The sequence below is a fragment of the Ruegeria sp. AF5 genome (assembly GCF_056541905.1).
The window spans coordinates 263,493-283,622 of the sequence record NZ_JBQFYZ010000001.1; the positions used below are offsets into that span (position 1 = coordinate 263,493).

A 20,130-nucleotide genomic window follows, 5' to 3' on the forward strand; every position below is an offset into this window, starting at 1 on the left:
AGTGCTCGGATCAGGTGATGGAAAGAGTTTGTTAACCAGACTCATAAACAATTTGTTCACGCATGCAATCAACGGTGAACGACTATGTCTGTGCAAGGCACCATCCTTGTCCTCGACGGGGTATCAACCAACCGCATAATGCTGAAGGTTCAACTGACCGCTGCCTGGTATCACGTGGTACAGGGTGGAAAACTTGAAGGGCTACAAGCCCTTGCGCGTCGCGTTCAGCCGGACCTTGTACTGACGGCACAGACATTGCCCGACGGAACAGCCGCAGATGTCAAGAAAGCCCTTACCGAAGTATCTGGCCTGGATGACGTGCCCGTTGTCGTACTTGCAGCACAGAATGACAAAAACGCGCGCCTGCGTGCCCTGAAAGACGGGCTGGACGATGTGTTGACGCATCCTTTCAAAGATACGTTGCTGCTGGCACGCATTCGCAGCCTTTTGCGTGCGCGCGCAGTTACTCAAGATTTGCAGGTCAGCAACGGATCACAACCTATTGGATTTGGGGAACCCGCCCCTGTCATGATCACCCCCCCGAACGCGGCCCGGGTTGATATCTTGACCAATACTGTCCGAACCGGTGCCCTTTGGCACAAGGCCTTGCAAGGCCAGCACCATTTCGATCTGTCCTGGCACCTTCAATCGAACTTGCAGGGCGTTTTGTCCGGACCGATACCGGACGCGATTGTGGTCGAACTGAGCTCGCACCCGTCCGCGCTGAATATCCTTGCAGATCTCAGGTCACGGGCAGCAACCCGGAACACTGTCCTGATTGGCGTCTTGCAAGACTACGATGCCGTGCAGGCCTCAGAAGCGCTGGACAGAGGAGCAGACGCCGTGTGCCTGGGGGGATTCTGCGCGCAAGAGATCCTGTTGCGGCTGAACAATCAGATTGCGCGCAAGGCGCGGCTTGATCATTTGCGCGTATCATTGAGAAAAGGGATCGCCGAGTCCTGGATTGATCCGCTGACCGGGTTGCACAATCGTCGTTACGCCATGCGGGCATTGGATCAGATCGTGCGCCAGTCTGCCCGTACCGGGTGTGGCTTTGCCGTCATGCTGGCGGATCTGGACCATTTCAAGGCCATCAATGACTGCCATGGCCACGGCGCCGGTGATTGTGTTCTGACGCTGGCCGCAAAACGCATGCAAAGCGCACTTGGATCCAAAGGTTTTGTCGCCCGTATCGGCGGTGAAGAGTTCATGTTCGCGGTGCCCGATGTGTCACAAAAGCAAGCCAGAAAACTGGCTGAGACCATCTGCGACAGCATTTGTCGCGCCCCGTTTCGACTATCGGACCAAGGTTTACAGGTTAACGTCACGATCAGCATTGGGCTGGAGATGCCGCAATCGGGTCAGCCGGGAAAAGAACGCACGCCCGTTCCTGTAGAAGATATCCTGAAAGCCGCCGATAAAGCCCTTTACGCAGCAAAAAAAGCGGGGCGCAATCAGGTGAGTATCAGGCAAAGCGCCGCCTGAACCCGTCAATCCTTTTTCTTGTGTCCATGCGGCCCGCGTTCGACGATCTTTTGCAACCTGTCCGCATAAGACTGCCGCTCTGCGTCGCTCATGGCGGTGACGCGAGCCAGCCATCGTGTCTGCAAGGCTAGTTGCAGTTCTGCCGTTGCCTGCGACTGTTTCTGCAACAACACTTCAACGGCGACTGGTTCGAAGGGCACTGTGCGCAGTGCCAGGCTCAAGGCTTCAAAGTCCTGTCTGCGCCCACTTAGGTCTTTTTCGCGTAGCGCAGACAGTTCCCCTCGCATCGCTTTTCGATCATCTTTCGGCAAAGAGCGATATAGCGCCGGGCCGAATCCCGGCGGTGCCTCGGTGTGATCTCCATCCTTCAGGCGCAGCACGGTTCCGACTGCAACACCGACAACCAACAGGTTCAGAGCCAATGACAAGACCAACAAAACCGTCATCCACCGGCGTTTCGGTTTAAGGGCAGCGTTCATTCTGTGCTCTCCAGAAAACTCGTGTCATATCCAAGGTCCGCCACAAAAAGGACCGTCTCCTGCGATGCCAGCAGATTGGCGGGATCAGGCAGGAACCCCGGCGCGGAAAAGCCGATCCAGAGCCCCGCCGCACTGGCGGCGATCAAACCGCCCAACCCCTGCCAGCCACCTACGTTGTCCATCATTCGATGCCAGATCGAAGATTGAGGACGCGGTTCAGGCCTTAGGCGACTGAGGCGGAGTTTTTCAGCATCTGTCTGAATGCGCACGGTCAGATCGTCGGGCAGCGCCGGTCGGTTTTGCCGAGCCTGCGCAAACAAATGATCCAGTTCCAGGTTTTCATCCGTCATCGTCATACCCCAGTTCTTCACGTCGCCCGGCCAGTATCGCGGTCAGACTTCGTTTGCCCCGCGCGGTCAAGCTTTCGACCGCTTCTACTGAAATTCCCATGATCCCGGCAATTTCACTGTTGGGCAACTCTTCGATGTGGCGCAGAATCACTGCCTGCCTCTGCCTTTCGGGCAGCTGAGACAGGGCAAGCTGCAACGCATCCACGCGGGCCTCATTCTGCAGTCGGTCGGCTACGCTGGCTTTGCCATCTTCTGGCTCAGGAATATCCGACAACCTGCCGGGGGACTTCCTGCGCCGAATGTCCACACACAGGTTCAACGTCACGCGATACAGCCATGTCGACACTTTGGCCTGACCCGGCACCCATTCCGGCGCCATCTGCCACATCCGCATCATCGCCTCCTGCGTTACGTCTTCTGCCTCGGCCCGATTGCCCAACATACGCAACGCGACGGAATAACAAAGCGGCCCAAGGCGATCTGTTAAGATCCGCGCAGCCTGTGCGTCACCCTCAGCAAATTGGCTCAGCAACACATCGTCGCTGAGAGAGCTCGCGGTGCAACCCGCACCGCGAACATCGTGTAGGTGGGAGGTCAGGTCCTCCACCCTGCATCAGTTGTCGATTGCACCCGACTTGTGGTGCTTTTTCTTATGGTGCCGTCCCATCCGGTCATTGGCATCGGCAAATTCCTGTTCCGATATTCCACCACTGTTATCTGTATCCATCCGGTCAAACATCTTGTCACCCCGGCGCGGTTTCGGCAACTCGTCCTGGCTTAGGAACCCGTCTTTGTTCGCATCGTTGTTTTCGAACATTTTGGTGACGCGGTCGTTTGCTTTTTTCTGAGCGGCGGCCTGCATCTCCTCAAGGCTGAGCTGGCCGTCCCCATCAGTATCCGCGGCCGAGAAACGCTCGGTGCGATGTGCTTCCATTTCCTGCTGAGTCACTTGACCGTCGCCATTGGCATCCAATTCCTGAAAGGACACTGGCTCACGACCACCCGGGCCAGCCGCCAGAACAGACGTGCCGGTGATTGCAACACCCGACAGGACAATCGCCGTGATGAACTTTGCGTTTTTCATTTCGGTTTTCCCTTGTTGACGCGGCCTGAGTGCCGCTGCTCATATCCATTCAAACGCGCGAGGCAGGGAATTCCGTCGCAATGCCGGCAACTTTTTTTGAACCATCTCGGTATTTCACGACGTGGTTCACCCTAGGTGCGTTGCAAAGCGACGCACCCCCCTTTAAAAACCACCCGTTCAGGCGCATTATCCGCCAAAGATTACTGCGCGAGTTATATTATGACGGATCAGACGATCGACACCACAACCCAGAGCGAGCGTGAAACCTGGCCCGCTTTGGTCAAAGGGTTTCGGTGCAAGTGCCCTAGTTGCGGCGAAGGCAAGCTGTTGCACAGCTACCTGAAAGTGAATGACACCTGCTCGAACTGTGGACAGGAACTGTTTCATCATCGCGCCGATGATGGGCCCGCCTATCTGACGATCCTGCTGGTCGGGCATTTGTTGGCCCCGGCCCTGCACGTCTCGTATGTGAACTGGCGCCCGGACCCATGGGTAATGGCCATCGGGTTTTCCATTGCTTGCATTGCACTGTCGCTGTTTTTGCTCCCCCGTTTGAAAGGCGCTGTGGTCGCCTATCAGTGGGCGCGTCGTATGCACGGTTTTGGCAACGATTCATGAGCCGGAAGAAGCGATTGTTCTGGGCATGATGACCGACAAGACCGCCATCCGCGACGCCGCAACCGTCATCGTTTTGCGGAACAGGTGGACCAATCCGTCGATCCTGATGGGTCAACGTGGGTCCAAGGCTGTGTTCATGCCCAACAAATTCGTGTTCCCCGGTGGAGCGGTCGATCCGGCGGATGCGGATGTACCGCTTGCGACCGCACTGCCTGACCTGTGTTCTGAGCGGTTGGCGGAACAGGCGGAATCCGGAAAACAACACGCCCTTGCCGCCGCAGCAATTCGCGAGCTTTGGGAAGAGACAGGACTTGTCCTTGGCCAGACAGGACACTGGCCGGGCAGCATTCCCGACGACTGGCAGAGCTTTTCCGCCATGGGTTACGTGCCGTCGGCAGCTGCGCTACAATTTGTTTTTCGCGCAGTCACACCGCCCGGCCGCCCCCGCCGGTTCGATGCGCGGTTTTTTCTGGTCGATGCCGATGCGCTGCAGGGCGATCTGGATGATTTCAGCCATGCCTCGGACGAGCTGTCGCATCTGCAATGGGTGGAACTGGATCGGGCGCGCGACCTAGATTTGCCGTTTATCACCGAGGTTGTTCTGGCCGAGGTCGCGGCCCGGGTGACCTCACCCGAGCCGCCAGTATCGGTTCCGTTCTATCAGAACAACGAAGAAGCCAATCTGTTCCTGCGACTCAGAGGCTATCCGATGCCCGAGCACGACTGACCGATCAGTTTCACCGCATCCGGCTGACAACCACCGTCACTTCGGGTTTTTTGCCGATTTCCGCTTTTGCCGTCTGACGCACAATCCGGCGCATTTCGTCTTCCAGCTTGTCGTCATCCCGTAGGGTCTTGGCTGCCGCCCGCATCAGGAACTGGTTCAGGTCTTCTTCCAACACCTCGACCAATCCGGCCCGGGACGTTCCAACCTCGGGCAGACCCATCGTATCGCACCACGGTTCGCCCAGCGGCTCGTCTTCTTCGTCCAGAACGACTGTCACAGTTACGTGGCCGTTCAGCGCCATGCGAATACGGTCACGTACCACACCGTCCATCGCACCGATTTTCACCGTACCGTCCAGATAGGTACGCCCGGTTTCGACATAGTCGACCACCACGGGTGCATTGCCGCTGAGATCCAGCATGGTGCCGTTCACGGCCAGCACGCCCGTTCTGCCACCCTGCTCGGCCAGTTTGACATGCTCGCGCAGGTGCCGGTGCTCTCCATGCATTGGGATCACAACTTGCGGATCGATCAGCGCGTGCACCTTCTCAAGATCGGGCCGGTTCGCATGGCCAGAGACATGATAGAGGCCCGAGCTGTCATCCACCACATCCACGCCCTTTTCACTGAGCTGGTTCATGATGAAAATCACGCCACGTTCATTTCCGGGAATGGTTTTCGACGAGAACAGGAACAGGTCGCCTTCGGACAGTTCCAGACCACGGTACTTGCCGCGGGCCAGTTGCGCGCTTGCCGCACGGCGTTCGCCCTGGCTGCCGGTCACGATCAGCATCAGGTTCTGGCGCGGCAGGTCCAGCGCCTCTTCCGCGCTGATCACCTTGGGGAAGTCCGACAGGATACCCGTTTCGGTCGCGGCCTCGATCATCCGCCGCATTGCGCGCCCCAGCAACACAACTGAACGCCCCGCGCGTGCGCCCGCCTCGGCCAATGTTTTGACCCGTGCCACGTTCGACGCAAAGGTGGTAGCCACAACCATACCCTCGGCGCTTTCGACCAGTTTGGTAATCTCTGGCCCGACCTCGGATTCCGAACGGCCCGGATGCGCCGAGAAAACATTCGTGCTGTCGCAAACCAACGCCTTGACACCCGGCTTGGCAATCTCGGCCCACAGGTCGGGATCGAAGGGTTCGCCCACGACCGGGTTTGCATCCAGCTTGAAATCACCCGAGTGCACCACGCGTCCTGCGGGCGTGTCGATGACCAACGCAGCACTTTCCGGGATCGAGTGTGAAACCGGAAGGAAACCGACGGTAAACGGTCCGACTGAAACCGTTTCAGGCCAAGCGGACACGGTTGTCACCGCATCGGTCGGGTGCGCGTATTCTTCCATCTTGCGACGCGCGATATTGGCCGTGAAAGCCCGGGCATAGATCGGAGCTCCCAGAGCCTCATAGCAATGAGCCACCGCGCCGACATGATCTTCATGCGCATGGGTGATGAAAACGCCATCCAGCCGGTCGGCCCGTTCTTTCAACCATGAAATATCCGCATAGATCAGGTCGACGCCCGGAGTTGTGTCCATATCGGGAAAGGTGACGCCCAGATCCACCAGGATCAGGCGTTCCTGCCCGGGCTGACCATATCCGTACACATAGGCATTCATGCCAATTTCGCCCGCGCCACCCAGCGGCAGGTAGATCAATCTTTCACTGCTCATATCGAGCCATTTTCCTTGTTGTAGCGATGAATCACGGTCAAGCCGTGCATCGTCAAATCATCTTCGATTACGTCGAACCCCACGTCGGCCTGATCGAACAAGGGGGCCAACCCTCCGGTTCCCACGACTTTCATCGGCATTCCATATTCGGCCTTGATCCGCGCGATCAGCCCTTCGATCAGGCCGGAATATCCCCAATACACGCCCGACTGGATACAACCAACCGTATTTGTACCGATCACCTTCTCGGGACGCGTGATGTCGATATGCGGCAGTGCGGCTGCGCCCTGATGCAAAGCCTCAAGGCTGAGGTTCACACCCGGAGCGATGACGCCCCCCACATAGGCACCGTCCGCGGCGACAACGTCGAAATTTGTTGCGGTACCAAAGTCCACCACGACGACATTGCCGCCATGACGGTCAAATGCGCCAACTGCGTTGGCCAGTCGATCCGGGCCCGGCACAGTTCCTTGATCCACACGCGGCGGCACGGGCAGCAGGCAATCCGGCCTTCCCACCACCAGCGGCCTGCACCCAAAAAAGCGATCAGCAAAGATGCGCAGGTTGAACACGACGCGCGGCACGGTCGAGGCAATGATGACATCCGAGATATTCGCCTCGATCCCGTAATGTTTCACCAGCGTCGAATACCAGGTGAAATAGGCGTCCGCCGTGCGTGCGTGATGGGTCGAGGTGCGCAGGGTGCACAGAAATTCCTGACCATCCCAGATCGAGAAGACTGTGTTGGTATTGCCGCAATCAATGGCCAGAAGCATCTGTGCCCCTTTCAGAAATAGACATCCGCCGCAGGAATGCTCACGCGACCTTTGGCGGTGTTTAAGACAAGGTTACCGGCTGCGTCCACCGTTTCGAAGGTCCCAACCGTCTCAGACGTGCCGGTACGGGCCGTGATAACCTCGCCCAGCCGGGCAGCACGGGACAGCCACGCAGTGCGAATGGGTTCGAACCCGTAGGTAACAAACTGAGTTTCATATTTGGCATAGGCCGAGGCAAGCTCGGTCAGAAAATCCTCAGGCGTGACGTTTGCACCGGTTTCCGACAACAGCGAGACGGGACGGATCGCGCCCGGTTCTACCACGTCGGCGTCTGGGGCGTTGGCCAAATTCACGCCAATACCGATCGACAGATGCGCTACACCGCGCCCCTGACCGGCGCTTTCCAGCAAAATACCAGCAAGCTTACCTCCGTTCAGTAGTACGTCATTGGGCCATTTCAACGACAACCCCGCGGCACGCCCCGTCACAGAGACACAAGCGTCAAACAGGGCTAATGCCGCAACAAAACTGCGCAGTGCCGCCTGTTCTGGCGCACCTTCGGGGCGCATCAGAAGGGTCGCTGCAAGGTTGCCCATGGGGTTGGCCCATGACCGTCCGCGTCGTCCACGCGCAGCCGTCTGATGATGCGCCATGATCCAGACAGGACCACGGGCATTGGGGGCAATCCGCGCCGCTTCGTTGAGCGTGCTATCGACTTCCTGCACTTCGTGCAGACCATAGCCTTGTGGCCACTTGGTCATATCAAAAAGGCCCGGTCACGCGACCGAGCCCCTCTTTCAGATTGTTCATAACGTTCAGTTGACAAGAGTTGCTGCCGCGGCCGCGGCCGCTCCCTCGATCCCGAACTGATAAAAGACCCCGATCAGCATCAGCGCCGCGGACCCCATCAGGGCGACCCACAGAACAGGTGTCGACCGCGTTTCGATCGGGTCCTCGTTCTCGGCCCCGAAATACATGTAGAACACGATCCGCAGGTAATAGAAGGCGCCAATTACCGATGCGATGGCCGAAACCACAACAAGGCCGGTCAAATCGGCACTTACACCAGCCCGCCAAACACCAAATTTTGCAAAGAAACCCAGCATCGGTGGCACACCGGCAAGCGAGAACATCAGGATCAGAACAGCAAGGGCCTTGCCCGGATCACGTTTGGAATACTGGCGCAGCGCATCAATGTCTGTGACGGGTTTGCCGTCGCGTTCCATCATCAGAATAAACGCAAACGTGCCGATGTTCATGGTCACATAAATCGCCAGATACATCAGCATCGCCTGAATACCCAACTCGGTGCCAGCCGCCAGACCGATCAGCGCATAGCCCATATGGGCAATCGACGAGAACGCCATCAGTCGCTTGATGTCGCGCTGACCAATTGCGGCAACCGCCCCCAGCAGCATCGACAGCACCGACAGCAAAACAATCACTTGCTGCCAATCTTTGACCACGCCTCCGAAAGCGTCATGCAGAAGACGTGCGAACAAGGCCATTGCCGCGACTTTCGGAGCGGTGGCAAAGAAAGCCGTAATTGGCGTCGGCGACCCTTCATAGACATCTGGCGTCCACATATGGAACGGAACCGCCGACACCTTGAATGCCAGACCCGAGATCAGGAAGATCAGGCCAAACAACAGACCAACCGAGACGTCCCCATGATGGACCGTCTGAATAATGCCCGAGAACAGTGTCGTGCCGGTGAACCCATAGACCAGCGACGCACCATACAGCAGCAGACCTGAACTGAGAGCGCCCAGAACAAAGTACTTCAGCCCTGCTTCGGTTGATTTCGCGCTGTCACGACGCAGCGCGGCAACAACATAAAGCGCAAGGGATTGCAGCTCGAGCCCCATGTAAAGAGACATCAGATCGCCTGCGCTGACCATCATCATCATCCCGACGGCGGCAAGAGCCACCAGCAACGGATATTCAAAGCGCAGCAAACCCCGGCGTGCCATGTATTCCTGGCTCATCACCAGTACGGCACCTGCCGACAAAAGGATGGCAACTTTGGCAAAACGCGCGAACCCGTCATCTACGAACATGCCGTTGAAGGCCACGTTGGTACCACTGCCTTGGGTTGCGATCCAGATCGCCAGGACCGCCATCAAGCCCGCTGTGGTCCAGACCAGAACCGAAGCCAGCCCGTCTCTCGAGGTGTAGACAGCCCCCAACAGAGCCACCATCGCATAGATCGCCAGAACGATTTCCGGCAGGATAATTGTCAGATCAGCCTGGATCATGTCTCCAAAGCTCCCTTAATGCGAAGCGGCAGTCTGGGTCGCAGCCTCAGCCGCGGCCAGAGCCGTGTCATAGTTCGAAATGAGTGCCGTCGTCGATTGGCCGATCACATCGGTCACCAGCGACGGGTAAACGCCCAGAAGGATCGTCATCACGATCAGCGGGGCAAAAATCAGCCGCTCGCGCGAGCTCATGTCGGTCATCGCCTTCAGGCTTTCCTTAATCAGATCCCCAAAGACAACGCGGCGGTAGAGCCACAACGCGTAAGCTGCCGAGAAGATCACACCAGTCGCCGCAACAGCAGTCACCCAGGTGTTGACCTGGAATGTGCCCATGAGTGTCAGGAACTCACCAACAAACCCGCTGGTGCCCGGCAGTCCGACATTGGCCATGGTGAACAGCATGAAGACCAGCGCATAGGCGGGCATCCGGATGACCAGACCGCCATAAGCCTCGATTTCGCGGGTGTGCATCCGGTCATAGATCACGCCGACACAGAGGAAGAGCGCGGCCGAGATGAACCCGTGGCTCAGCATCTGGAAAATCGCGCCGTCAATGCCTTGCTGGTTCGCTGCAAAGATGCCCATCGTGACAAAGCCCATATGCGCCACCGAGGAATACGCGATCAGCTTTTTCATGTCTTCCTGCACCAGTGCCACCAGCGAGGTATAGACAACCGCTATGGCTGACATCCAAAGCACAAGATCAGTCATCACCGCCGTGCCAACCGGGAACATCGGCAGGCTGAACCGCAGAAAGCCGTAGCCGCCCATCTTCAACAGGATCGCCGCCAGCACAACCGAGCCCGCCGTCGGCGCCTGAACGTGCGCATCGGGCAACCAGGTGTGCACCGGCCACATCGGCATTTTCACCGCAAAAGATGCAAAGAAGGCCAGGAACATCAACGTCTGCATACCGCCGGTGACATAGACACCCAACACGCTGAAACTCTCGGATGCGAACTGATGGGCCATCAGAGCTTCGATATCCGTGGTGCCCGCGTCAGCATACATCGCGACCATGGCCACCAGCATCAGCACCGAGCCAAGGAAGGTGTAAAGGAAAAACTTGAAGCTGGCATAGATACGATCCTTGCCGCCCCAGATACCGATGATCAGAAACATCGGGATCAGACCCGCCTCGAAGAACAGGTAGAACAGCACAAGATCCAGCGCCATGAACACGCCCAGCATCAGCGTTTCCAGCAGCAAGAAAGCAATCATGTATTCCTTGACGCGGTCTGTCACATTCCAGCTGGCCAGAATGGTCAGCGGCATGATGAAAGTGGTCAGCAGCACGAACAGAACGCTGATGCCATCCACACCCATCTTGTATTTCAGGCCCATCAGCCATTCACCCTCTTCCACCATCTGGAAGCCGGTGTTCGAAGGATCAAAGCCCGTGTAGATGCCAATTGACACCAGAAACGTCACAGTTGTTGCCAGCAATGCAATCCACTTGGCGTTGCGCTGAGCAGCGACGTCGCTGCCGTGCAGGAACAGCGCCAGAATGCTTGCTGCGATGGCGGGGATAAAGGTGACAATAGATAGGATATTGTCCATTAGTGTGCGCCTCCGCCGATCGACATCCAGGTGACAAGGGCCGCAATGCCCAAAACCATCCAGAAGGCGTAAGTAAAGATGTACCCGGTCTGCGCCTTGCCTGCGAGGCGGGTGAAGAAGGGAACAACGCCCATTGCAACCCCGTTCAGGAAGCCGTCGATTGTATTGCCGTCACCGCGTTTCCACAGGAACCGGCCAAGGGCGACAGTGGGTTTGACAAAGATCGCGTCGTAGATTTCGTCGAAATACCATTTGTTCAGTAAGAACAGGTACAGCGGACGCTGGTTGGCGGCCAGACGTGCCGGCAGCGATGTGTTCACGATGTAGAACCAATAGGCCACGACAAAGCCAAGCACCATCGCAACAAATGGCGAAACCTTGACCCATTTCGGAGCCGCATGCGCATCGTCCAGAATGTGGTTGTCCGGCGCCATGTAAAGCGCGCCCTCGCCGGGCTGGCCCGCAAAGACATAGTGATGATCGCCACCCTTGGCATCCTTCTCACCATGACCCTCATCGGCATGGCCGGCAGCCGCGTGGCTTTCATCGGCATGGCTGTCTTCGCCGTGCGAAGCATCCGCCGCCGCGTGATCACCGGCCTCGGCATGCTCTGAAGCTTCTGCAACCGGAATACCGTAGAATTTGCCTACCTTGTCCGCATGGCCAAAGAAGTTTCCGTACCAGATCATGCCCGCGAACACCGCTCCCAGCGACAGAACACCCAGCGGCACCAGCATTACCATCGGGCTTTCATGTGCGTGATCATGCGTGTGCTTGTCGCCGCGCGGCTCGCCATAGAAGGTCAGGAAGATCAGACGCCAGCTGTAGAACGAGGTGAACGCGGCAGCGACGACCAGCAACCAGAAGCCATAGCTTGATCCGCCCGCATAGGCGCTTTCGATAATTGCGTCCTTTGACAGGAAACCGGCAAACCCAAAGGTGGTCAGCGGGATGCCAACACCGGTAATCGCCAGGGTACCGATCATCATCGCCCAGAAGGTATAGGGAATCTTTTTGCGCAGACCGCCATACTCGGTCATCTCCTGCTCGTGATGCATCGCGTGGATCACCGAACCGGCCCCAAGGAACAACAGCGCCTTGAAGAAGGCATGCGTGAACAGGTGGAACATCGCCGCCGAATACATGCCGACGCCCGCCGCCACAAACATGTAGCCCAGCTGCGAACAGGTCGAATACGCGATGACACGTTTGATATCGGTCTGAACCAGACCAACAGTAGCAGCGAAGAACGCAGTCGAGGCCCCAAGAACAGTGATGAACCCTGTTGCGCCCGGTGCGAACTCCATCAGCGGGGACATGCGGCAGACCAAAAAGACACCTGCGGTCACCATGGTCGCAGCGTGGATCAGCGCTGACACAGGCGTCGGGCCCTCCATCGCGTCCGGCAACCATGTGTGCAGGATCAACTGCGCCGATTTACCCATCGCGCCGATGAAGAGCAGAACGCAGATCACTTCGATCGCGGTCCATTCCCCCCAAAGGAAATGCAGCTTTTCTTCGGCCAAGGCAGGGGCAGAGGCGAAGATGTCCGAGAAGTTGATACTGTCGGTCAGGAAGAACAGCGCGAAGATGCCCAGAGCAAACCCAAAATCGCCAACCCGGTTGACCACGAAAGCCTTGATTGCCGCCGCATTGGCCGAAGGCTTGCGATAATAGAACCCGATCAGCAGGTATGAGGCGACGCCGACGCCCTCCCAGCCAAAGAACATCTGCACCAGATTGTCCGCCGTCACCAGCATCAGCATGGCGAAAGTGAAGAAGGACAGATAGGCGAAGAAACGTGGCTTATAACTTTCGCCTTCGCGCCATTGCGGGTCGTGATCCATGTAGCCGAAGGAATACAGGTGCACGAGCGCCGAGACGGTCGTCACAACGATCAGCATGATTGCCGTCAGTCGGTCCAGACGGACGGCCCAGCTTGTCGAAAGCGAGCCGCTCTCGATCCAGCGCATGATCTCGATCTGCTGCGTGTGGCCGTCGAAGGCAAAGAACACGATCCAGGACAGCAGACAGGCCAGAAACAGCAGGCCCGTGGCGGTCCACATGGCGGCTTTCTGGCCAATGAACTTCCAGCCGAACCCGCAAAGCAGCGCGCCCACCAGCGGGGCAAAGAGGATGGTGGTTTCCATGTTCCCTTACCCCTTCATCATATTGACGTCTTCAACCGCGATGGTGCCGCGGTTGCGGAAGAAACAGACCAGAATGGCCAGACCAATCGCCGCCTCGGCCGCAGCAACGGTCAGCACGAACAGCGTAAACACCTGCCCGACCAGATCGCCGAGGAAACTGGAAAACGCCACAAGGTTGATATTCACCGCCAGCAGCATCAGTTCGATGCTCATCAGCAGGATGATGACGTTCTTGCGGTTCAGGAAGAGACCGAAGATGCCGATGACGAACAGCGTCGCCGCGACCGTAAGATAGTGTTCAAGTCCGATCATAGCTTCGCTCCTGGCGAGTCGGGGTAGTAGAGTTTGCAGCCGCAGGTGTAGTCGACTTTCTTTTGATCCGCAGTCCTGCCGAAGAATGAACCGAGGCTAGAGGTACTGCGATAACGGTGGTATCTTGCGATACTTTGCAATTCAGACACAGTAGTCTGCTCATTTAGGCCAATTGGGCCCAGCGGCTGTTGAATGAGTTCGATTGACTCATGAGTTCCTATCGGAAGCGATACAACCTTCTGGCCATCTACTCCAACTACCGTCTGCGAGCCTACGAGTTGCCCACCGATGACAATTCCGTCCGCACTTGAGCAGTCCATAAAAAAGAGGTTTTGCTGAGAGAAACACGCATCACCACTGTTCAATCTTTGCCCAATGCGACCGTTGCCCAAGTCGACGACTGGCTCTCCCCTGAAGGAGTTCCATTTTCCACGCCCAGCATTCTCAAAAGAACAATCAGCGTGGACCGACTTAAATTTCCATCCCTCGTTAGCAGGCGCGGGCGAACAGGCCATTGCCGCGTTACTCATCACATACGTGGCGAGCGCAAGTACTATGGTGGAGTTATGATTCACAACCCCTGCCCCGGTTTCACGTCCTTCAACTCCATCGCCTTGGCCGGGTCGCGCATCATCTGGCCGATGATGTCCTGACGCTTGATGTCCTTGCGGTGGCGCAGCGTCAGAACGATGGCGCCGATCATAGCCACCAGCAGGATCAGGCCCGCCAGTTGGAACAGAAGGAAGTATTGATCGTAAAGGATGAGGCCAAGCGCCTCGGTGTTGTGGCGGTCTGTCGGGACCGGCTGCGCCAGATTGGCCGCAGCACCCTGTGCGCTGTCCCACGCCCCGAAAGCCATGACAAACTGCATCAGGATGATCAGACCAATCAGCAGTGCCAGCGGCATATAGCGCGCCATTTCGGCCTTGAGCTCGGCAAAGTCCACGTCCAGCATCATCACCACGAAGAGGAACAGAACCGCGACCGCGCCGACATAGACGATGACCAGCAGCATCGCCACGAACTCGGCCCCCAGCAGCACGAACAGCCCTGCCGAGGACAGAAACGCCAGGATCAGCCACAGGACCGAGTGCACCGGTTGGCGGCTGATCACCGTGAACAGCCCGCCGGTGATGGCGCTGATGGCAAACAGGTAGAAGGCAAAGACGGTCATTGATCCTCATCCTCGTTGTCGCCCATGACCTCTTGCGCCAGATCCAGCGCACGGGTCATGGCCGGGATGCCGGCAAAGACCGACATCTGACCGATCGTTTCCACGATCTCTTGTTTCTTCGCGCCCGCTTCCAGCGCATGACGCACGGTCTGACGAACAGCCGAATCCGCCTGAGCGCCCTGACAGGTCAGCCCGGCCAGCGTCAGCAGCAGGCGTGTTTTGGCATCCAGCCCGTCCTTGTTGACGGTGTTGCCGAACATCATCTCCATGACCTCTTTGGGCATGGTCGGCCACAGCGCCTCGAACCCTTTGGGCGAGAAGCTTTCCATCGCCGGGTTCATCGCCTTGGCCATGTCCTGAGCTTGCTTCATCATCAGCTCGAACGGATTTGTCGGGCTGTCACTCATCGGTACGGTGCGTCCAGTTCCAGATTGCGCGCGATCTCGGCTTCCCAGCGCTCGCCGTTCGACAGGAGTTTTTCCTTGTCGTAGAACAGCTCTTCCCGGGTTTCCGTCGCGAATTCAAAGTTCGGGCCTTCGACGATGGCATCAACCGGGCATGCCTCTTGGCAGAAGCCGCAATAGATGCACTTGGTCATGTCAATGTCATAGCGCGTGGTGCGGCGGCTGCCGTCCGCGCGGGGTTCGGCGTCGATGGTGATGGCCTGCGCCGGGCAGACCGCCTCGCACAGTTTACAGGCGATGCAGCGCTCTTCACCGTTTGGATAGCGGCGCAGGGCGTGTTCACCGCGAAACCGCGGGGACAGAGGGCCTTTTTCGTGCGGATAGTTCAGGGTGGCCTTGGGAGCGAAGAAATACTTCATCCCCAGTTTGAAGCCGACCCAGAAATCCTGCAGCAGGAAGTATTTGGCAGCGCGGGTGTAATCGATGTTTGCCATATTAGCCTCCTACGCTCCAACGGGCGAATGCGCCCCAGAACCAGTCGAATTTCGCCGCAAAGGCCACAAAGACCACCCAAACCAGCGAGAACGGCAGGAAAACTTTCCAGCCCAATCGCATCAGCTGGTCATAGCGGTAGCGAGGCGTGATGGCCTTGACCATCGCGAAGATGAAGAAGAAGAACGCCATCTTGGCGACCATCCACAGCACGCCATCGGGTAGGCCCGGGATTGGCGACAGCCAGCCGCCGAAGAACAGCAGCGAGGTCAGCGCGCACATCAGGAAAATTGCGATGTATTCACCCGCCATGAACAGCAGGAAGGGCGTGGCCGAGTATTCGACCTGATAACCCGCCACAAGTTCCGATTCCGCTTCGGGCAGGTCAAACGGCGGTCGGTTGGTCTCGGCCAGCGCCGAAATGAAGAACAGAAAGACCATCGGGAAATGCGGCAGCCAGTACCAGCTGAAGAACCCGAACGACCCATCTTGCGCCCGCACGATATCGCCAAAGTTCATCGACCCGGTCGAGAGGATCACACCGATGATGATCAGGCCGATGGAAACCTCGTACGAAATCATCTGCGCGGCAGAGCGCAACGAGCCGAGGAACGGGTACTTTGAGTTCGACGCCCAACCGCCCATGATCACGCCATAAACCTCAAGCGAGGATACGGCGAAGACATAGAGGATTGCTACGTTGATATCCGACAGGACCCAGCCGTCGTTGAACGGGATCACCGCCCAGGCGATCATCGCCAGCACGAAAGAGGTGAGCGGCGCGAGTATGAAAACCGTGCGGTCGGCTCCTGCGGGGATAACGACCTCTTTGACGACGTATTTCAACGCATCCGCCACCGATTGCAGCAGACCGTAGACGCCGACCACGTTGGGCCCGCGGCGCATCTGGACAGCGGCCCAGATTTTGCGGTCGCCATAAACAAGGAACAACAGCGAGATCATCACAAAGGCAACAACAGCAAGCACTTGCGCCAGAATGATGATGGCTATTCCGCCGGGGGTGTTAAAGAATTCAGCCATTGGTCCTCACACCGTGGGTATTCCGTTTTTCGCGCGCGATGCAAAGGCCAGATGCCTGCGCAAACTGCGGCTGGGTCGGCGCGTTGGTGTAAACAGCATCTGCCGCCATAGCGCCACCCTTTTTCTTTCGTTTCCCGCACATTTCCGGCGCAGTCAGGTGCGACCCAACCACACCGCTGGCTTGCGATATGAAACTGCTATGGTTCATTCCGCCGCAATCTTCTCGGCTTTGCGGACCTGCGCCTGCGCCGACAGCTCGGCCATCAGTTGCGAGGCCCGTGCGATCGGGTTGGTCAGATAGAAATCCTTGATCGCGTTGCGGAAGGTCGCCTGGCCCAAAGATCCGGCCTCAAGCGCTTGAACCTCGTTCTCGATCACCTCGTCGATGCGGGCCAGATGGGGGACCGCCTCGATCAAGGCTGTGCGCAACTGCGCCAGCGAGTCATAGGGGAGCGTCGCCCCCAGTTCAGCCGACAGCGCACGAAGGATGGCCCAGTTTTCCTTGGCCTCACCCGGCGCAAACCCGGCACGCATCGCCAGTTGCGGACGGCCTTCCGTATTCACGAACAGACCGTTTTCCTCAGTATAGGCCGCGCCCGGCAGGATCACATCTGCGCGGTGTGCGCCCCGATCTCCGTGGCTGCCCTGGTAGATCACAAACGCGCCTTCGCCAATTTCGACCTCATCCGCACCAAGGTAATAGATCACATCCGCAGCATTGATCGCTTCCATGCCGCCTGCGTTGGTCGCGTCCACATCCATCGCGCCCACGCGCGACGCCGCAGTGTGCAGAATGATCAGGCCGCTTTCCGTATTTGCGGCAATTGTTTGCGCGGCAGCCAGAACAGCGGCACCATCCGCCTCCTGCAGCGCTCCCTGCCCGACGATGACCAGCGAGCGTTTGCCCCTGATTTCATCGTCGCCCCCCATGTCGACAACCTTTTGCAGCGCCGCGCGGTCGTCGCCCACATGATGGTACGCATAAGTCAGATCGACCGCTGGACCTACCAAAGCGACTTCGGCCCCATGCGCCCACGCCTTGCGGATACGCGCGTTCAAAACCGGTGCTTCATCGCGCGGGTTGGTGCCAATCAGAAGAATACGCTCGGCCGTATCGATGTCTTCAATCGCGGCGGTCCCGGCATATGCGCCACGGTTCCCAGCCGGAAGCTTGGCTCCATCGGTGCGGCATTCGACAACACCGCCCTGCCCTTCGATCATCTGCTTCAAAGCGAACGCAGCCTCGACCGGCGCCAGATCACCGACGATACCGGCTGGCTTCTCAGCGCTTTTCAGCGCCTCAGCGGCCTTGGTCAGTGCTTCGGACCATGAGGCCGAGCGCAGTTTGCCGTTTTCACGGATGTAAGGCTTGTCCAGACGCTGACGCCGCAACCCGTCCCAGACAAAGCGGGTTTTGTCGCTGATCCACTCCTCGTTCACTCCGTCATGATTGCGAGGAAGGAAGCGCATCACCTCGCGCCCTTTGGTATCGACACGAATGTTCGATCCCAGCGCGTCCATGACGTCGATGCTTTCGGTCTTGGTCAATTCCCACGGGCGGGCGGTAAACGCATAAGGTTTCGAGGTCAGTGCCCCTACCGGGCACAGGTCGATAATGTTGCCCTGCAGGTTCGAATCCAGCGTCTGGTTCAGATACGAGGTAATCTCGGCATCCTCACCGCGCCCTGTCTGACCCATCTGAGTGATCCCGGCGACTTCGGTGGTGAAGCGCACGCAGCGGGTGCAACTGATACAGCGGGTCATTGCGGTGCCCACAAGCGGTCCCAGATCCAGATCATCAACCGCGCGTTTGGCTTCCTTGAACCGCGAACCCGACAGGCCATAAGCCATCGCCTGGTCCTGAAGATCGCACTCTCCGCCCTGATCACAGATCGGGCAATCCAATGGATGGTTGATCAGCAGGAACTCCATCACCCCTTCGCGGGCCTTCTTGACCATGGGAGAGTTCGTCTTGACTACCGGCGGCTGCCCTTCTGGCCCCGGGCGCAGATCGCGCACCTGCATCGCGCAGGAGGCAGCCGGTTTCGGCGGACCGCCCACTACCTCAACCAGACACATCCGGCAGTTTCCCGCAATCGACAGACGCTCGTGATAGCAGAAACGCGGCACCTCGACCCCGGCTTGTTCACAAGCTTGTATCAGGGTCATCGCACCATCGACTTCGATTTCCTGCCCGTCGATATTGATCTTGCGGAGGTCAGACATGGCTCTCAATTCGCTCTCAAATAAACGCCAATGGCGCTGTTTCTTTGGATTTCTTTCTGCCCCAGAGAGCAGAATGTTTTGGGGTTGTCGTAGGACACGCCGTTTTTCGCCAGATAAGCCTCGCCCTTGGCCCGCATCCGATCCTTTTCAGCATCCGACTCGACATAGGAGCGGATTTCCGTGTCCGAGTACCCCAGATTATTCGCCTTGGACCGCAGTCCCCACATCACACTGATCGCTTTCAATCGCCGCCCGCTGATCGACGGGCAGAACTCGGAAATCTCATTTGCAATGGCGATGTAGTAGAGTTCGTTGTCGATCTCTTTGACATCCCTCAAGGGCGGCTTTGCTTCTGTCACCGTCGGCAAGGCCATCAGTGATGCGAGGGCAACTAGTTTTACAACAGACATGGGTTTTCCTTTCGTCTTGGACTGTCCAAGACGAAGCGGTTTGCGGCTGCTAGGCAATAACACCCTGCCCGCCCACCGAAGATATGGAAAAACACCGGTCATGGCCGCTGGCAGGTTCCTGCAAATGTCAGTTGATCATTGCTGACGCTGAGGTTCTGCGGGTCAGTATCCGGACCCACCTTCCAAGCAATCCGAGACGATCCGAAGTTCTGGATGCAGAATTTGGTACCTTCATGACGTCCGGCCTCGCGCGCACCATCGAGTGAAGCAGAGACGCCTTTGACGACAACCGTAAAGTCCGCGGGCGAGGTTTTCTTGTTGACCACCTTCGCCTTGGCCCTGAACGACTTGCCGTCGAACAAAAGCCGGTCTGCCGACGGCTTCACCAGACCGCATGCAGAAACACCAGCCAGCGCCAACACAACAATAAGGGCTTTGGGGGCCTTCATGCTTTCCCTCTTTGTTTTCTGTTCCGCTGCGTCGCCATCAAAACGCCGCCACCAATGCCATAAGCCCGATCACGACCATGCACGCCCAGCCGATCACATACAGAATTGTCCGCGGACCGCTGCTTGGCTTGCCAATCCCTTTCAGGTGCACCACCAGCATCGCCAAGCGCGCAACCAGCGCCACCGATGCCAGCAGGTTTACCCAAAACGGGCTGGCGCCCAGCAAAATCGACGCTGTAATGACTGTCACAAATGCAGGAAGTGTTTCCGTCCCGTTCAGATAGGCCCGGTTCAGACGATACGCCTTGTCGGCATAATCTTGGTCAGGCGTCGCACCGGGTGCCAGCCCCTTGGCTTGTTTGGCCAGTGCCGAAAACGGTGCCAGAAACAATACAACCAGTGTGAATAGCACAACCGACGCAATTGCGTGGCTATATTCAGCAAACACTTCCATCTT

At 57.9% G+C, this 20,130-nt stretch carries 23 protein-coding genes; 3 read left to right on the top strand and 20 right to left on the bottom strand.

Features of this window, described 5'->3' with window-relative positions:
• Nucleotides 1–84 precede the first annotated feature (84 nt).
• Complete coding sequence (locus ACR0DS_RS01295) at nt 85–1,485, top strand: diguanylate cyclase domain-containing protein (protein WP_480557464.1); 1,401 nt, start codon at nt 85–87, stop codon at nt 1,483–1,485.
• A gap of 5 nt (nt 1,486–1,490) precedes the next feature.
• Here the strand turns inward: ACR0DS_RS01295 and ACR0DS_RS01300 are convergent, their stop codons facing one another.
• From ACR0DS_RS01300 to ACR0DS_RS01315, 4 genes are read right to left on the bottom strand one after another with little or no spacing between them, the layout of a single operon-like run.
• A complete protein-coding gene (locus ACR0DS_RS01300) occupies nt 1,491–1,964 on the bottom strand; it encodes a periplasmic heavy metal sensor (RefSeq protein ID WP_480557466.1) in 474 nt (157 codons plus the stop codon).
• Nucleotides 1,961–2,314 (bottom strand): hypothetical protein, encoded by a 354-nt coding sequence (locus ACR0DS_RS01305; RefSeq protein ID WP_480557468.1) that lies wholly within the window; start codon nt 2,312–2,314, stop codon nt 1,961–1,963. Before ACR0DS_RS01305 ends, ACR0DS_RS01300 begins: the two co-directional genes overlap by 4 nt.
• Entirely contained in the window at nt 2,304–2,921 is a 618-nt protein-coding gene (locus ACR0DS_RS01310) for an RNA polymerase sigma factor (RefSeq protein WP_480557470.1), read from the bottom strand. The genes ACR0DS_RS01305 and ACR0DS_RS01310 overlap by 11 nt, the downstream gene beginning before the upstream one ends.
• Before the next feature lie 6 nt (nt 2,922–2,927).
• Complete coding sequence (locus tag ACR0DS_RS01315; RefSeq protein WP_480557472.1) at nt 2,928–3,398, bottom strand: EF-hand domain-containing protein; 471 nt, start codon at nt 3,396–3,398, stop codon at nt 2,928–2,930.
• Nucleotides 3,399–3,617: 219 nt separating this feature from the next.
• Here ACR0DS_RS01315 and ACR0DS_RS01320 point away from each other — a divergent pair, with 219 nt between their 5' ends.
• On the top strand, nt 3,618–4,016 hold the full coding sequence (locus ACR0DS_RS01320) for a DUF983 domain-containing protein (protein WP_480476112.1): 399 nt from the start codon (nt 3,618–3,620) through the stop codon (nt 4,014–4,016).
• Between the two features lie 25 nt (nt 4,017–4,041).
• Nucleotides 4,042–4,743, top strand: coding sequence for an NUDIX hydrolase (locus ACR0DS_RS01325; protein ID WP_480476934.1), 702 nt, complete (start codon nt 4,042–4,044; stop codon nt 4,741–4,743).
• Between the two features lie 10 nt (nt 4,744–4,753).
• Here the strand turns inward: ACR0DS_RS01325 and ACR0DS_RS01330 are convergent, their stop codons facing one another.
• The 16 genes from ACR0DS_RS01330 to ACR0DS_RS01405 form a co-directional block, all read right to left on the bottom strand.
• Complete coding sequence (locus ACR0DS_RS01330; protein ID WP_480486196.1) at nt 4,754–6,421, bottom strand: ribonuclease J; 1,668 nt, start codon at nt 6,419–6,421, stop codon at nt 4,754–4,756.
• Nucleotides 6,418–7,197, bottom strand: a complete 780-nt coding sequence (locus tag ACR0DS_RS01335) for a type III pantothenate kinase (RefSeq protein WP_209504438.1) — start codon at nt 7,195–7,197, stop codon at nt 6,418–6,420. The genes ACR0DS_RS01330 and ACR0DS_RS01335 overlap by 4 nt, the downstream gene beginning before the upstream one ends.
• 11 nt (nt 7,198–7,208) lie before the next feature.
• Nucleotides 7,209–7,958, bottom strand: coding sequence for a biotin--[acetyl-CoA-carboxylase] ligase (locus ACR0DS_RS01340; RefSeq protein ID WP_480486199.1), 750 nt, complete (start codon nt 7,956–7,958; stop codon nt 7,209–7,211).
• Nucleotides 7,959–8,012: 54 nt separating this feature from the next.
• On the bottom strand, nt 8,013–9,455 hold the full coding sequence (gene nuoN, locus ACR0DS_RS01345) for an NADH-quinone oxidoreductase subunit NuoN (RefSeq protein ID WP_209597664.1): 1,443 nt from the start codon (nt 9,453–9,455) through the stop codon (nt 8,013–8,015).
• Between the two features lie 15 nt (nt 9,456–9,470).
• Entirely contained in the window at nt 9,471–11,015 is a 1,545-nt protein-coding gene (locus ACR0DS_RS01350) for an NADH-quinone oxidoreductase subunit M (protein WP_480557474.1), read from the bottom strand.
• Nucleotides 11,015–13,165: an NADH-quinone oxidoreductase subunit L gene (gene nuoL, locus ACR0DS_RS01355; RefSeq protein WP_480557476.1), complete on the bottom strand. Its 2,151-nt coding sequence runs from the start codon at nt 13,163–13,165 to the stop codon at nt 11,015–11,017. Before nuoL ends, ACR0DS_RS01350 begins: the two co-directional genes overlap by 1 nt.
• Before the next feature lie 6 nt (nt 13,166–13,171).
• On the bottom strand, nt 13,172–13,477 hold the full coding sequence (gene nuoK, locus ACR0DS_RS01360) for an NADH-quinone oxidoreductase subunit NuoK (protein ID WP_005984024.1): 306 nt from the start codon (nt 13,475–13,477) through the stop codon (nt 13,172–13,174).
• Nucleotides 13,478–14,048: 571 nt separating this feature from the next.
• A complete protein-coding gene (locus ACR0DS_RS01365) occupies nt 14,049–14,651 on the bottom strand; it encodes an NADH-quinone oxidoreductase subunit J (protein WP_480516396.1) in 603 nt (200 codons plus the stop codon).
• Nucleotides 14,648–15,058 (bottom strand): carboxymuconolactone decarboxylase family protein, encoded by a 411-nt coding sequence (locus ACR0DS_RS01370; RefSeq protein WP_170476531.1) that lies wholly within the window; start codon nt 15,056–15,058, stop codon nt 14,648–14,650. The genes ACR0DS_RS01365 and ACR0DS_RS01370 overlap by 4 nt, the downstream gene beginning before the upstream one ends.
• Nucleotides 15,055–15,549 carry an NADH-quinone oxidoreductase subunit NuoI gene (gene nuoI / locus ACR0DS_RS01375; protein ID WP_480554123.1) on the bottom strand — a complete coding sequence of 165 codons (495 nt, stop codon included), beginning with the start codon at nt 15,547–15,549 and terminating at the stop codon, nt 15,055–15,057. The genes ACR0DS_RS01370 and nuoI overlap by 4 nt, the downstream gene beginning before the upstream one ends.
• A 1-nt stretch (nt 15,550) precedes the next feature.
• Complete coding sequence (nuoH, locus tag ACR0DS_RS01380) at nt 15,551–16,588, bottom strand: NADH-quinone oxidoreductase subunit NuoH (RefSeq protein WP_480557478.1); 1,038 nt, start codon at nt 16,586–16,588, stop codon at nt 15,551–15,553.
• Nucleotides 16,581–16,796: a hypothetical protein gene (locus ACR0DS_RS01385; RefSeq protein WP_480616668.1), complete on the bottom strand. Its 216-nt coding sequence runs from the start codon at nt 16,794–16,796 to the stop codon at nt 16,581–16,583. The genes nuoH and ACR0DS_RS01385 overlap by 8 nt, the downstream gene beginning before the upstream one ends.
• On the bottom strand, nt 16,793–18,814 hold the full coding sequence (nuoG, locus tag ACR0DS_RS01390) for an NADH-quinone oxidoreductase subunit NuoG (protein WP_480486207.1): 2,022 nt from the start codon (nt 18,812–18,814) through the stop codon (nt 16,793–16,795). The genes ACR0DS_RS01385 and nuoG overlap by 4 nt, the downstream gene beginning before the upstream one ends.
• Nucleotides 18,815–18,819: 5 nt before the next feature.
• Entirely contained in the window at nt 18,820–19,224 is a 405-nt protein-coding gene (locus ACR0DS_RS01395) for a DUF5333 domain-containing protein (RefSeq protein WP_480616670.1), read from the bottom strand.
• Between the two features lie 98 nt (nt 19,225–19,322).
• Complete coding sequence (locus ACR0DS_RS01400) at nt 19,323–19,673, bottom strand: hypothetical protein (RefSeq protein WP_267362834.1); 351 nt, start codon at nt 19,671–19,673, stop codon at nt 19,323–19,325.
• A gap of 37 nt (nt 19,674–19,710) precedes the next feature.
• Nucleotides 19,711–20,127 (bottom strand): MAPEG family protein, encoded by a 417-nt coding sequence (locus ACR0DS_RS01405; RefSeq protein ID WP_480557482.1) that lies wholly within the window; start codon nt 20,125–20,127, stop codon nt 19,711–19,713.
• Nucleotides 20,128–20,130: the final 3 nt, after the last annotated feature.